The following is a 14,085-nucleotide window of genomic DNA, read 5'->3' as shown; positions in this document are numbered from 1 at the left end:
ATATTAAAAGTTGTAATTAATTATATACCAGAAAATCAAATGCTTAATCCCTTAAATTTTATCACAAAGTTCATTAAATCTAGCAATCAAAAAGAACTCGATAGAATTAAAAAAATAGTTGTAAAAGTTAACTCCTTAGAGGCTACCATTAAAAACCTTAGTGACGAAGACTTCCCTAAAAAAACTATAGAATTGAAAGATAAACTTAATAAAGGTGAAAATATAGATGATCTATTGCCTGAGGCTTTTGCACTTGTGAGAGAGGCTTCCAAGAGAACAAGAAATGAGAGACATCATGACGTTCAAATACTTGGAGGTGTTGTGCTTCACGAGGGTAAAATCGCTGAAATGAGAACTGGTGAAGGTAAAACTTTAACAATAAGTCTTGCAGCTTACTTGAATGCCTTGTCTGAAAAAGGTGTGCATATAGTAACTGTAAATGACTATCTTGCAAAAAGAGACTCTCAAGAAATGGGGGAGATATATAAATTTTTAGGATTAACTTTTGGCTTTATAAATAACGACCAAGATGATCTTGAAAGAAAAAAAAATTATAATTTTGATGTTACATATGCAACTAATAGTGAATTAGGGTTTGATTATCTTAGAGATAATATGAAATTTTCAAAAGAGCAAATGGTTCAAAGAAGTCATGTTTATACTATTGTTGATGAAATAGATTCTTGTTTAATTGATGAGGCTAGAACTCCACTTGTAATATCAGGAGCTGCCGAAGACAAAACAGAACAATACCTTGCGATAGACAAACTTATAAAAAGATTATTACCAGAGCATTATGAGATCGATGAAAAAGATAAAAATATATTACTTACAAATGAAGGAATAAATAGGGTAGAAAAAATATTTTCTGATGCAGGAATCCTAAAAAATAATAATTTTTATGATCCTGAAAACTTAAGTTTAGTTCACCATGTAAATCAATCTTTAAGAGCTCATCATTTATTTGAAAAAGGAAGGGATTATATTGTTAAAGATGGAACATTAAAAATTATTGACGAACTTACAGGTAGAATATTAGAAGGAAGAAGATTTGGAGATGGCTTACACCAAGCACTTGAAGCTAAAGAAAGAATAGATGTTCAAGCTGAAAATCAAACTCTAGCATCGATAACTTATCAAAATTATTTCAAACTCTATAATAAAATTTCAGGATGTACTGGAACTGCAGCAACTGAGTCTCAGGAATTTTATGAAATATATAACTTAATTGTAGTTATCATTCCTACAAATAAAGAAATGATTAGAAAAGATTGGAATGATCAAATTTTTAGAACTGAAGAAGAAAAAAATAAAGCCATCATTGAAAAAATTCTTGAGTGTCACAAACAAAATCAGCCAATATTAATTTTTACTTCTAGCATCAATAAATCGGAAATTTATTCAAAATTACTAAATAATGAAAAAATTAAACATGTGGTTTTAAATGCAAAAAATCATGAAAATGAGGCTGAAATCATTGCAAGTGCTGGAAAAATGAATTCAGTTATAATCACAACAAGTATCTCGGGTAGAGGTGTTGATATTCAATTGGGTGGAAAAAAAGGAAGTCAACCTGATGATAAACTTTTAGAAAATAAAAATAAAATAAAATCACTTGGTGGACTATTTGTTATTGGCACAGAAAGAATGGAATCCAGAAGAGTTGACAACCAAGCGAGAGGGAGAGCTGGTAGACAGGGAGATGAAGGAAGTTCAATTTTTTATGTTAGTTTAGAAGATGACTTAATGAGAATTTTTGGTTCCGAGTCTATGAATAATATTCTTCAAAAATTAGGCTTAAAAGATGGAGAAAGTATTGATCACCCCTGGATTAATAAAGCACTTGAGAGAGCACAACAGAAAGTTGAGGCCAGAAACTTTGATATAAGAAAAAATTTATTAAAATTTGATGACGTTTTAAATGACCAAAGACATGTAATATTTTCTCAAAGAAATGGCGTAATGAATAGTGAAAAAGTTTTTGATTATTCAGATGAATTTTTATCTGAAATTATTAGTCATTTGATCGCTCTAAAAACACAAAAACTATCAACAACTAAAAATAATGAATTTAATAATCAGCTAAAAACTTTACTAGGAAAAAGTGTTGACGATAATGAATTTAAAAATGTTACTGAATTAAAAGATGAAGAATTCAAAAATAAAATTAATTCTAAATTTTTAGAAGCAAGAAATGAAAGAATTAAAATGCTGGATGAAGAAAAAGCAAAAGAAGTTGAAAAAAGAATTTTTCTTCAGTGTATAGATTTAAACTGGAAGTCACATATTCAATATCTTGAACAACTGAGACAAGTTATTGGCCTAAGATCTTATGGTCAAAGAGATCCATTGGTTGAGTATAAAAAAGAAGCTTTTTTTCTTTTCGAAAACTTATTGAATAAATTAAAAATGGATTTTGTTACGATTTTAATCAATTTAAAAATAGTTCAAGAACCTACTCAAGAAAAAGAGTCTCCTGAAACAACCAAAATTGATCCAAAATATATTGGGAAAAAAATAAGTAGAAATGAACCCTGTCCATGTGGCTCTGGGAAAAAATATAAAAAATGCTGTGGTGCTTTATAAAGAAAATACTAAATAGCCCAATAAAACTATTAATCCAATTACAGCTACTAAATTTAACTTAGATCGAAAGAAATTTTTAACAAACATATTAACCTTGTTTTCTTTCATACTAAGTGTGCTAAAATCATCTAATTGATTTACGAATCCTTTAGATCTTCCAATAGTCAAGAATTTATTTTTTCTATGATTAAAAATTTCTTCTCCACTCATATTAAAAAATTCACTCAAATTTTTTTCAATTGATTTTCTTACGTTATCTAATATTAAGTCTCTATCTCTATGAGCGCCACCAATTGGTTCTGGAATAATTTCATCAATTACTTTTAGTTCTAAGAGGTCTTTTGAAGATAATTTCATAGCTTTTGCTGCCTCTAAAGTTCTTTTGGGGTCTCTCCATAAAATAGTGGCACAGCCTTCTGGAGATATTACTGAGTAAATTGCATTTTCTAACATGATTACTTTGTTAGACGAAGCAAGTGCTATTGCACCTCCTGATCCACCTTCTCCAATAACAATTGCAAGAGTTGGAACATTTAACGACATGCAGCACTCAATTGATTTAGCAATTGCCTCTGCTTGACCTCTCTCTTCTGCACCTACACCAGGGTAGGCTCCGGGTGTGTCTATAAAAGAAATTATCGGAATGTTAAATTTATTTGCTAATTTCATTAATCTAATTGTTTTTCTATAACCCTCGGGCCTCATCATTCCAAAATTTCTTTCAATTCTACTTTCAAGGCTATCCCCTTTTTCTTGACCAATAACTAAGACTGATTTTTCATTAAATTTTGCAAATCCTGCTAATACTGATTTATCTTCTCCATAAAATCTATCACCTGACAATGGAATAAAATCCTCAAATAAATTATCGATAAAAAATTTTGCTTTAGGTCTGTCTTCATGTCTTGCAACTAAGGTAGTTTGCCAAGGGTCTAAATTAGAGTAAATCTCTTGTAGCTTATTATCTATCTCTTTTTGAGACTCAGAAATTTTTTTTGTATCCACTTCCGAAAGACCATCTTGATTATAAGGGTCTTTAAGTTTGTCTATTTCTATCTCTAAATTTTTAATATCTGTTTCAAAATTTAAATAATTTTTCATGTGATTGTTTAATTATTAATTAATTAAGAAAAAAGGCAATAAAATGTTTTAAATAATTTATATTTGACATAATTCTATTAAGAGGTAGTCTTAATTAATATTGGGAGAGACTATTCGATAATAGCGCCGAAGGAGCAACCACCCCGGAAACTCTCAGGCAAAAGGACCGATAATAAACATAACACTCTGGAAAGAGATTTATCTCGCCGATGGAGCAAAACTCTCAGGCAAAAATACAGATGGGGTAAAATGAGTGCTATGAAAGAACAATATACAAAAATACACAATCTATCAGTTTCTAATAAATTGCTTAACTTCGTTAATGAAGAATTGCTTAAAGATACGAATATTTCTTCAGAGAAATTCTGGGAAGGCTTTGACAGAGTAGTTCATGAATTAGCTCCAAAAAATAAAGACCTATTAGAAGTAAGAGAAGACTTACAAAAAAAAATAGACGATTGGCATATTGCAAATAAGGACAATGAAATAAACTTAGAGGAATATAAAAAATTTTTAAAAGAAATTGATTATTTAAAAGAAGTAGGTCCTGATTTTAAGATCAAAACAGATAATGTTGATGAAGAAATAACTAGTATTGCTGGTCCACAATTAGTTGTTCCTATTATGAATGATAGATATGCATTAAATGCTGCTAATGCAAGATGGATGAGTTTGTATGATAGTTTGTATGGTACTGATGTAATAGAGCAATCTGAGGATAGTGCATCACAAAGATATGACCCTCTAAGAGGAGAAATGGTTATAAAATATGGAAGAAATTTTTTAGAAAGATATTTTCCTTTAGAGAATATAATTATGGGATGGGCAAATATAACTGGCTTTAAAATAGAAGATGGTTCACTTATAATTTGTAAAGATAACCAAGAAACAAAGCTAAAAGATAAAAATAAATTTATAGGCCACAGAGGTGAAGCTAATAATCCTTCTGCAATAATTCTAAAAAATAACAATCTTCATATAGAGATAATTATAGATCCAAAGGCATTTAGCGCAACACAAGATCCTGCTAAAATTAGTGATATTATTGTTGAAGCAGCAGTTTCAACTATTTGTGACAATGAAGATAGTGTTGCTGCAGTTGATGCTGATGACAAAATAATTTGTTATCGTAATTGGCTTGGTCTTATGAAGGGAGATCTAAAATCAATATTTGAAAAAAATGGTAAAACCTATGAACGTAAATTAAATCCTGATAGGAGCTATATTTCTAAAGATGGAAAGGGATTAAAATTACATGGAAGAAGTTTATTGTTAATAAGAAATGTTGGGCATCTTATGACCAATTCTGCAATTCTTTTAAAAGATGGTTCTGAAATACCAGAAGGTATTATGGATGCTTTTATAACTTCAGCGGCTTGCCTTCATGATATTAAAAAGAAGGGTAATTCTAGAAGTGGCTCTATTTATATTGTTAAACCAAAAATGCATGGTCCTGATGAAACTTCATTTACAGATTTAATTTTCACTAAAGTTGAAGAAGTTTTAAGATTGGAAAAATATACATGCAAAATTGGAATTATGGATGAAGAGAGAAGAACCTCTTCAAACTTAAAAGAGTGTATTAGGACACTTGAAAATAGAGTATTTTTTATTAATACAGGTTTTTTAGATAGAACTGGGGATGAAATGCACACTTCAATGGAGGCTGGTCCCATGATTAAAAAAGGAGATATGAAATCTTCTAAATGGATTGGTGCTTATGAAAATAATAATGTTGATATTGGTCTTCAATGTGGTTTTTCAGGCAAAGCTCAAATTGGTAAAGGAATGTGGGCTATGCCTGATAAAATGACAGAAATGATGGAACAAAAAACTGGTCATTTAAAAGCTGGTGCAAATTGTGCTTGGGTTCCCTCACCTACTGCGGCAGCTCTTCATGCCCTTCATTATCATGAAATAAATATTTTTGAGAAACAAAAAGAAATTCAAAAAAGAGAATCTGCAAAACTTGATGATTTATTAACAGTACCAATAGCGAATAGGCCAAACTGGTCAATGGAAGAAATTAATTCTGAAATTTCCAATTCTGCACAAACTCTTTTAGGGTACGTTGTAAGATGGGTAGATCATGGAGTTGGTTGTTCAAAAGTACCTGATATTAATAATGTTGGTTTGATGGAGGATAGAGCCACCTTAAGAATTTCCTCTCAACATATTGCTAATTGGATACATCACGATATTTGTACAAAATCACAAGTTATGGAAGTGATGAAAAAAATGGCAAAAATTGTTGATGATCAAAATAAGAATGATGGTGCTTATACTCGCTCTGGAAGAGGCAGTTATGAAATAATGTCTGAAAATTTTGAAAACTCAGTAGCTTTTAAAACAGCCTGTGATTTGATCTTTAAAGGAAAAGAACAACCTTCTGGTTACACAGAACCATTATTACATCTAAATCGATTATTAAAGAAATCTAGTCAGAATTAGTTTTAATTCCAGTTCTATTTTTAAAAGCAGAATATAAAGTTCCATCATCAAGACTTTCTATTTCGCCACCAACAGGTAGTCCTTGAGCAAGTTTTGTAACCTTAGTATTAGTTTTTTTTAAACTATCCTCTATGTAATAAGCTGTAGTTTGACCTTCAACTGTTGCACTTGTTGCAAGTATAACTTCTTCAATATTTTCTCTTGAAACTCTTTCTACTAATGAATTGATTAAAAGATCTTCTTTTCTCTGACCAGCAGAGGAAATGGTTCCACCAAGAATATGAAAGTAACCTTTATAAATATTTGAATTTTCAATTGACCATTGATCCGCAATGTCTTCAACTACACATATTTTATTATATTTTTCCTTTGAATTTTCACAGTTATTGCAGCCTAAGGAATTAGATTTTAAAGTACCACAAGCTTGGCACCTAATAACATTTTTATAAACTTGCGCCAGGGTATTTGCCATTGGCTTTACAAGTTCATCTCTATTATTAATAAGTTTTAATACAATTCTTTTTGCAGATTTAGGACCTAAGCCAGGTAGTTTAGAAATTAATTTAATTAACTCTTCTATCTCATTAATATTTTGCATATTCTTAAAGTGGCCATTTAAAACCAGGAATACCAAATCCACTTGCTGACTTAGAAATTTCTTCAGATGTCTTGGATTTTAATTCTGATTTTGCATTGTTATGCGCAGCCACTATCAAATCTTCGATTATAATCTTATTTTCCTTCAATATTTCATCCGAAAGATTAATTTTTATCATTTCATTTTCACCATTTAAAGTAACCTTTACAGAATTTGAACCAGATGTTCCTTCTACTTGAATGTTTTTTATTTTTTCTTGGCTCTCCTTCATTTTAGCCTCTAATTCTTTTGCTTTATCTAAAATTTTTGTAAAATCAGTCATTCATTAATCTTCTTTTCTAGGTTTAACGTCAATAAGTTCTGCGTCAGGGAAATTTTTTAAAACATCTTTATAAATTGAAGAATTTTTTACACTTTCTATCAGTTCTTTTTTTTGATTAATTTCTTCCTCTTTTTTAGATGGCTGCCCTTTGGTTTTGCTGAGACTTATTATCCACCTTTCATTAGTCCATTCAAAAAGTTTTGTTGAAAGGTCTTTGATAAAATCTTTATCTAAATCTTCATTAAATGAAATTTCAATTCTTTTATTTTCAAAACTTACAAGGTTAACATTTTTTTCTAATTCATATTTTAATTTAATCTCTTTTTTAGAAGAGCATGCTTTTAATAGATCATCAAATGAATTTATAAGACTGGGGTTTGTTTCAATGTTATTATTTTCTTTTTCTTTGATATCTTTTTCTTGAACAATATTTTTCATTTGACCTATTGTTTCTGCTTTATCTTTTATTCCAAATATATCTTCGTTTGTTTTCTTTTGTGAAAAAGATGTTTGGTTTTCACTTTCAGCTAACGGTCTACTGTCTTTGTTGTATTCGTCACTACCTAGTTTAATGCCTTTTAAATGAATTAATCTAATTAAGAACATTTCCATTGATAAATGTTGATTAGAAACAATATCAAGTTCCTCAAGCGTTTTAATAGTAAATTGCCAAAATAATATTAAAGTTTCATCATTAACTTTTTCTGAAAGATCCTTAATTCTATTAAATTCTTCATCATTCAATAAAAAGTTATTACCATCTAAATTTAGTGACTCGATATTTTTAAAATAATACAAGAGTTCTAAAAAATCATTAATAAAAATTTTTGGTTCAACACCCTGATTATATATTTCTCTATAAGTGTTGAGAGCTTCAGTTTCTTTACCTTCAAATATTAATTCAAACAAATCAATTAATTGAGACTTATCAAAATAACCAAATATTTTTTGTGCGGCTGCGAGATCTAATTCTTTATCTTTATCTAAAGTAAGTAGAGCTCTATCAAGTAACGATAGTGCGTCTCTAACTGAACCTTCGGAAATTTTAACAATTAATTTAAGAGCATCATCTGATGCATTACCATTTTCTTTTTCTTTAATTTTTTTAATAAAATCAAACAATTCTAAAGATTTAATTCTAGATAAATCAAATCTTTGACAACGTGAGACTACTGTAATTGGAATCTTTTTTATTTCCGTTGTTGCAAAGATAAATTTTAAATATTCTGGTGGCTCCTCTAAAGTTTTTAACAATGCATTAAATGCTTGTTTACTAAGCATGTGCACTTCATCAATTATAAATATCTTATATTTAGCAGTAGTTGGGCCATATCTAGAAAACTCAATAAGATCTCTTACATCGTCCACCCCTGTTTTGCTTGCTGCATCCATCTCCAATACATCAATATGATTTGAGTTAGAAATAGCATTACAATTTTCACAAAGTTCTTCTTTACACAAACTGTCTATTCCATTTGAACAATTTAAAGATTTTGCAACAATCCTTGCAGTAGTAGTTTTTCCAATTCCTCTAATTCCAGTAAAAAGATAGGCATTAGGCACTTTATTAGCCTTAATAGAATTATAAATTGTTTCAGCAACAACATCTTGTCCTATAAGGTCACTAAATGTCTGAGGTCTGTACTTTAAAGCTAAAACTTTTTTATTTTTATTCATTTTATATAAAGGAGACTAGAACCTGAATAACTGTCTCTACGACTGCTTCCGTTAAGATCTGGTCGGGTTCAAGCAGTATCCACCTCTAGCCTCCAGAACTATTATAACAGTAATGTTTTCTATTCTACAAGAAAAGTTTCTGGGTTATTTTTCTCTAAACTTATCAGCTTCAAAAACACCTAGTACGTGAAAATCTTGACAATGAAGTCCTAATTCTTCCAAAGATTTTTGAACTTTTGGATCATCTATGTGACCATCTAAATCACATAAGAAAAAGTATGACTCGAATGAATTTTGTTCTGGATAACTTTGAAGCTTTGTAAGATTAACTCCATTAATAGCAAAACCACCTAATGATTGATATAGAGCTGCAGGCTTACTTTTCAGTTTAAATAGAAAAGAAGTTATATATTTCTTGTCACCAAAATCAGGCTGTAAAACTTCATTGCCCATTACCAAAAACCTTGTGGCATTACCCTCTTCATTTTCAATATTTTTTGAAAGTATTTTTAGATCATAAATTTCCGCACTCAAAGAAGAGGCAATTGCTGCTTCAGTTTTAATTTTTGTTTTTGAAATTGTCTCAGCTGAACCAGCAGTATCAGCACGAATATGTTCAACTAAATTATTTTTTTTAATAAATTTAGAGCATTGTGATAAGCCTTGAGAGTGAGAATAGACATCTTTTATATCACTTAAATTACTATCTGGTTGTCCTAATAAATTATGTTCAATTTTATGAAAATGCTCAGCATAAATATTCAGCCTATACTTAAAAATAAGATATTCGATTCCAATATTTCCTGTAATTCTATTTGATTCAGGAATTACCATTCTCGAGTTTTTATCTTGAGATGTTTTTAAAAAACATTCATCAAATGTTTTACATGGAATTACCTCTGCCTTAGGATCTATTTCTAATGCTGCTAGATGTGAATATGCACCAAATGTACCTTGAAAATAAATTTTACTCATTTTTATGATTTATATTCCATAATTTTTTTTATAGCCAGATAATCTTCTTTTGTATCTACGCCTATAGGAGAAAAATTTGCCAAAGCAACACTGATTTTCAAATTATTATCTAATGCTCTTAGCTGCTCTAATCTGTTTTGCTTTTCACTTAATGTTTGATCCAGACTAACAAATTTTTTCAATATACTTGTTTTGTATGAATAGATTCCAATATGATGATAAATATTTTGATTATTTTTTGAAAAACTATCTCTAGTAAAATTTAATGCTTTTGGAAAATTATCTTTTTTTAGTTTTGACTCCGTAATAACCTTAACTACATTTTGATCATTTAACATTTTATCACTTTTAATCTCAGCTGCTAGCGTTCCAATTTCTGAACTACTATTAATCATAAAGTTATTTAAATTTATAATATCATTTTTGTCAATATTTGGTTCATCTCCTTGTAGGTTTAGTATAAAATCAATATCCTTGATGTTGAGTTTTTCATAAGCCTCAAAAATTCTATCTGTACCAGTCTTGTGAGTACTACCAGTTAAAATGGCTCTGCCTCCATTTTTTTCAACATCATCAAGTATTTCTTTATCTTCTGTTGCTACTACGACTTCACCAATTTTTGCTTCCTCTGCTTTTTTAAAAACATGAGAAATCATTGATAAATTATTTATTTTTAAAAGTGGTTTACCTGGCAATCTATTTGCCGACATTCTTGATGGAATTAATATTAATGTTTTAGCCATTATAAATTTACTATTTTGTGCGTCTAACAGACGCAAAATTAAAAATTAAAAATTAAGTATTTTTTTAATTATCATGTTATATCTGCAAAATAATAATAATTATATGGATTCGTTCGAAATTAATAAAATTATTGCAGCAGTTTTAATGGTTGCACTACTTGTAATCGGTTTAGGAAAGATTGCAGATGGTGTCTTTCATGTAAATAAACCAGAAAATCCTGGATATAAAGTTGAAGTAGAGGGACAACTAGCCTCTACAATATCTCAAGTTTCTGAAGTTGAACAAAAAGTAGATATTGCAGCTATAATGGCTCTAGGCGATGTAGCTTCTGGTGAAAAAATTTTTAAAAAATGTGCGGCATGCCACTCAATAAATAAAGGTGGAAAAAATAAGATTGGCCCCGCATTATACAATGTTGTTGGTAGAGCAGTTGGCGGAGTAGATGATTATAAATACTCTAAAGCTTTAGCTTCATATGGTAAAGAATGGTCATTTGAAGAATTAAATGGATTTTTAAAAAAACCTGCTTCTTATTTAAAGGGAACTAAAATGTCATATGCTGGTTTAAGAAAAGAGAAAGACAGAGCTTCTGTAATTAAATATTTAAATCAAAGCAGTGATAGCCCTAAACAGCTACCTTAATTTCCCAAAACAATACAATAAAATACTTTTTTGAACATGCACTCTATTCAGGGCCTGTAACCATACTTCAGAATTTTTTCCCAAAAAAACATCTCCTGTAACTTCACCTCCTCTTGGAAGACAGTGTAAAAAAGTTGTGTCTTTTTTGGCAAAACTCATCAATTTTGAATTAATTTGGAAGTTTTTAAAATCTTTAATTTTTTTATTTTTATTAACTTTATCATTCAATGAAATCACCTTGTCTGAAAAAATTACATCAGCATTTTTAACTGCTTTTTTAGCATCATTAAAAATATTAATTTTTCTTTTATTTTTTTTAACCCAATCTAATACAAATTTTTTAGGCTCATAGCTCTTAGGACAGCCAATGTTTAGATTGAAAGAAAATTTAACTGAAGCAGCAATCAAACTATTTAAAACATTATTTGAATCTCCAATCCAACAAATATTTAATTTAGAAATAGATTTTTTTTTAATTTCTTCAACTGTAAAAATATCTGATAGCACTTGAGTTGGATGAGATGATGGGCTTAAACCATTTATTACAGGTATCTTTAAATATTTACTAAATTCTGCTATTTTTTCATCACTATCACTTCTCAGCATAAAACCGTCTCCATAAGTTGATAAGATTTTTGCTGTATCTGCTAGACTTTCTCCACCTTTTCCTAAATGCAATTCGTTAGCTCTAAGAGTTATAGTTCCTCCACCTAATTGTTTTATTGCAAGATAAAAACTCAATCGCGTTCTCAAACTTGCCTTTTCAAACATTTGAATAAGTAATTTACCTTTTAAAGGTTTGTCTTTATCGATTTCTAGAGTGTTATAATTTTTTCTTTTTTGTTTTCTTTTTTTTGCATCAGTGACAATCTTTTTTAAGTCTACTGAAGATATGTCTTTAAGGTTGATGAAATGTTTCATTTTTATTTATAAGTAGAGCATACTTTTTTAATGGTGTTTATTGCTATATTTATTTCTTCTTTTTTGACATTTAGAGGAGGTAATATTCTAACAACATTCTCAGCTGCTCTAATCGTTAATAATTTATTATTCATTAGTTTCTGTATAAATTTTGTTTGATCATTATGAAGTTGTAGTCCTATTAGTAAACCAACACCTCTTACTTCTTTAATTACTTTAGGAAAATCTTTTCTCAATTTATTTAATTCTGAATGAAAGTATTTTGATAATTTTTTAACATTTGAAAGAAACCCTTTTTTTAATATTTGATCTAAAACAGCATTTCCAACAGACATAGCCAGTGGGTTACCACCAAATGTTGACCCATGAGTTCCAGCTGTCATTCCTGATGCTACTTTTTTATTCATTAAGACCGCACCCAATGGAAACCCACCTCCAATACCTTTTGCTATTGGTACAATATCAGGCTTAATCTTTGAATGTTCGAATGCAAAAAAATTTCCACTTCTGCCAATTCCACACTGCACCTCATCTAAAATCAATAAAATTTTTTTCTTATCACAAATTTTTCTTAATTCTTTTAAACACCAATTGGGAATAGTTTTAATTCCCCCTTCTCCCATCACGGTTTCAACCATAATTGCAGCTGTTCTTTTTGTTATTTTTTTCTTAAAATCCTTATGGTTTCCAAATTCAAAATGATCAAACCCATCCACTTTTGGTCCAAAACCTTCCGTCATCTTCTTAGATCCGCTAGCATAAATTGTAGCTAACGTTCTTCCATGAAATGAATTTTTAACACAAAGAATTCTATTCTTTGAAGGTTGTCCTATCGAATAAAAATATCTTCTGGCAACTTTAATTGCAGCTTCTGTAGCTTCTGCTCCACTATTTTGAAAAATAATAAAATCTGCAAAAGTTTTTTTGGCTAATCTTTTAGCTAATTTTTCTCCCTCCGGAATGATAAAAGCATTAGAAACGTGCCAAAGTTTTTTTGATTGTTTATTAACTGCTTTTATTAAATATGGGTTTGCATGCCCCAAGGAATTAACTGCTATTCCCTGAACAAAGTCTAAATATTTTTTTCCATTAGTAGAATATAAAAAACTTCCCTTTCCATATTTAAAGGAAATTGGTCTTCTATTATAATTTTTTGCTAAAGCGCTCATTAACTAAGATTTAATTTTATAACCTTTTTTGTAAAGAAGAAAAGCAACATACCAAATTAAAACACTTAGTATTGATAAATATATCAATCCTATATTTATTGAACCATCTGACTTACCTAAAAAGCCATATCTAAAACCATCAATCATATAAAAAAATGGATTAATATGACTTATCGTTTGAAAAAATTGTGGAAGTTTATCTATTGAATAAAATACTCCAGATAAAAAACTTAGGGGTGTAATAACAAAATTAGTGACTGTTGCCGTATGATCAAACTTTTCAGCCCAAAGACCAGTAATAAAACCTAAGCTTCCCAAAATAAATGCTCCTAAAAAACCAAAGACAAAAATATATAAAATATTATATATTGGTATTTCAACTATTAGAGAAAAAACACCTATTGAAATTGTAGCTATTAAAAAACTTCTTGTTAAGGCTGCTAGTATTATTGCCATTGAAACTTCAAGTGCTGATAATGGTGCATAAAGCATATCAACAATATTCCCTTGAATTTTTCCAATCATTAGTGAAGAAACTGAATGACTGAATGATTGGCCCAAAATACTCATTGCAACTAGTCCCGGTGCTAAAAAACTTATAAAAGAATAACCAAGTACATCCCCTCTATTACTGCCCAAAGCTAGGGATAAAACTGATAAAAATAATAAACTTGATACAAGTGGAGATAGCAATGTTTGTTGCCAAACTACCATGAACCTATTGCACTCTTTAAGCCATAGACTTTTAAAGCCAATCCAATTTACAAAGCCAAACTTTTTAACTCCAATATGATATTTTTTATTCAATTCAACCATAAGTAATCATATATAAATTTTAAAAAAAGATGTGTATAAAATAGAAAAATCCATTGTCTTTTTTTTAATCTTGTGTGATCTGT

The 14,085-nt window shown here is 29.5% G+C and carries 12 protein-coding genes and 1 riboswitch; of the genes, 3 read left to right on the top strand and 9 right to left on the bottom strand.

The window, feature by feature from the left end:
• Window positions 1-39: 39 nt before the first annotated feature.
• Window positions 40-2,586 (top strand): preprotein translocase subunit SecA, encoded by a 2,547-nt coding sequence (gene secA / locus ABXT72_RS00555; protein ID WP_415278408.1) that lies wholly within the window; start codon window positions 40-42, stop codon window positions 2,584-2,586.
• Here secA and ABXT72_RS00550 read toward each other — a convergent pair.
• The gene (locus ABXT72_RS00550; protein ID WP_415278407.1) at window positions 2,581-3,687 is read right to left on the bottom strand and encodes an acetyl-CoA carboxylase carboxyltransferase subunit alpha; all 1,107 of its coding nucleotides are present in this window, start codon (window positions 3,685-3,687) and stop codon (window positions 2,581-2,583) included. The genes secA and ABXT72_RS00550 overlap by 6 nt on opposite strands.
• Window positions 3,688-3,778: 91 nt before the next feature.
• A riboswitch (glycine riboswitch) is annotated at window positions 3,779-3,866 on the top strand.
• A gap of 70 nt (window positions 3,867-3,936) precedes the next feature.
• Between ABXT72_RS00550 and ABXT72_RS00545 the strand changes: the two genes are divergently transcribed.
• Window positions 3,937-6,138 (top strand): malate synthase G, encoded by a 2,202-nt coding sequence (locus ABXT72_RS00545; protein WP_415278406.1) that lies wholly within the window; start codon window positions 3,937-3,939, stop codon window positions 6,136-6,138.
• Here the strand turns inward: ABXT72_RS00545 and recR are convergent.
• From recR to kdsB, 5 genes are all read right to left on the bottom strand, one after another.
• Window positions 6,125-6,736, bottom strand: coding sequence for a recombination mediator RecR (gene recR / locus ABXT72_RS00540; RefSeq protein WP_415278405.1), 612 nt, complete (start codon window positions 6,734-6,736; stop codon window positions 6,125-6,127). The two genes, ABXT72_RS00545 and recR, sit on opposite strands and share 14 nt — an antisense overlap.
• A 4-nt stretch (window positions 6,737-6,740) precedes the next feature.
• Window positions 6,741-7,058, bottom strand: a complete 318-nt coding sequence (locus ABXT72_RS00535) for a YbaB/EbfC family nucleoid-associated protein (protein ID WP_415278404.1) — start codon at window positions 7,056-7,058, stop codon at window positions 6,741-6,743.
• 3 nt (window positions 7,059-7,061) lie between these two features.
• Window positions 7,062-8,735, bottom strand: a complete 1,674-nt coding sequence (gene dnaX / locus ABXT72_RS00530; protein ID WP_415278403.1) for a DNA polymerase III subunit gamma/tau — start codon at window positions 8,733-8,735, stop codon at window positions 7,062-7,064.
• Window positions 8,736-8,879: 144 nt separating this feature from the next.
• Window positions 8,880-9,710 (bottom strand): prephenate dehydratase domain-containing protein, encoded by an 831-nt coding sequence (locus ABXT72_RS00525; protein WP_415278402.1) that lies wholly within the window; start codon window positions 9,708-9,710, stop codon window positions 8,880-8,882.
• A 2-nt stretch (window positions 9,711-9,712) separates the two neighbouring features.
• A complete protein-coding gene (gene kdsB, locus ABXT72_RS00520; RefSeq protein ID WP_415278401.1) occupies window positions 9,713-10,453 on the bottom strand; it encodes a 3-deoxy-manno-octulosonate cytidylyltransferase in 741 nt (246 codons plus the stop codon).
• Between the two features lie 103 nt (window positions 10,454-10,556).
• Here kdsB and ABXT72_RS00515 point away from each other — a divergent pair, with 103 nt between their 5' ends.
• Entirely contained in the window at window positions 10,557-11,096 is a 540-nt protein-coding gene (locus ABXT72_RS00515; protein ID WP_415278400.1) for a c-type cytochrome, read from the top strand.
• Here the strand turns inward: ABXT72_RS00515 and argF are convergent.
• Genes argF through ABXT72_RS00500 form a run of 3 tightly spaced genes read right to left on the bottom strand, consistent with a single transcriptional unit; the run spans window position 11,088 to window position 14,002 of the window.
• Window positions 11,088-12,017: an ornithine carbamoyltransferase gene (gene argF, locus ABXT72_RS00510; RefSeq protein WP_415278399.1), complete on the bottom strand. Its 930-nt coding sequence runs from the start codon at window positions 12,015-12,017 to the stop codon at window positions 11,088-11,090. The two genes, ABXT72_RS00515 and argF, sit on opposite strands and share 9 nt — an antisense overlap.
• Before the next feature lie 2 nt (window positions 12,018-12,019).
• Complete coding sequence (locus ABXT72_RS00505; protein WP_415278398.1) at window positions 12,020-13,186, bottom strand: aspartate aminotransferase family protein; 1,167 nt, start codon at window positions 13,184-13,186, stop codon at window positions 12,020-12,022.
• A gap of 3 nt (window positions 13,187-13,189) precedes the next feature.
• On the bottom strand, window positions 13,190-14,002 hold the full coding sequence (locus tag ABXT72_RS00500) for an ABC transporter permease (protein WP_415278397.1): 813 nt from the start codon (window positions 14,000-14,002) through the stop codon (window positions 13,190-13,192).
• Between the last annotated feature and the right edge of the window lie 83 nt (window positions 14,003-14,085).

The organism is Candidatus Pelagibacter sp. Uisw_094, from assembly GCF_047729535.1.
In the GTDB taxonomy this organism is placed as follows: Bacteria; Pseudomonadota; Alphaproteobacteria; order Pelagibacterales; family Pelagibacteraceae; genus Pelagibacter.
The sequence above is the reverse complement of the archived record's forward strand: the minus strand, read 5'-3'. Positions and strand labels throughout refer to the sequence as shown.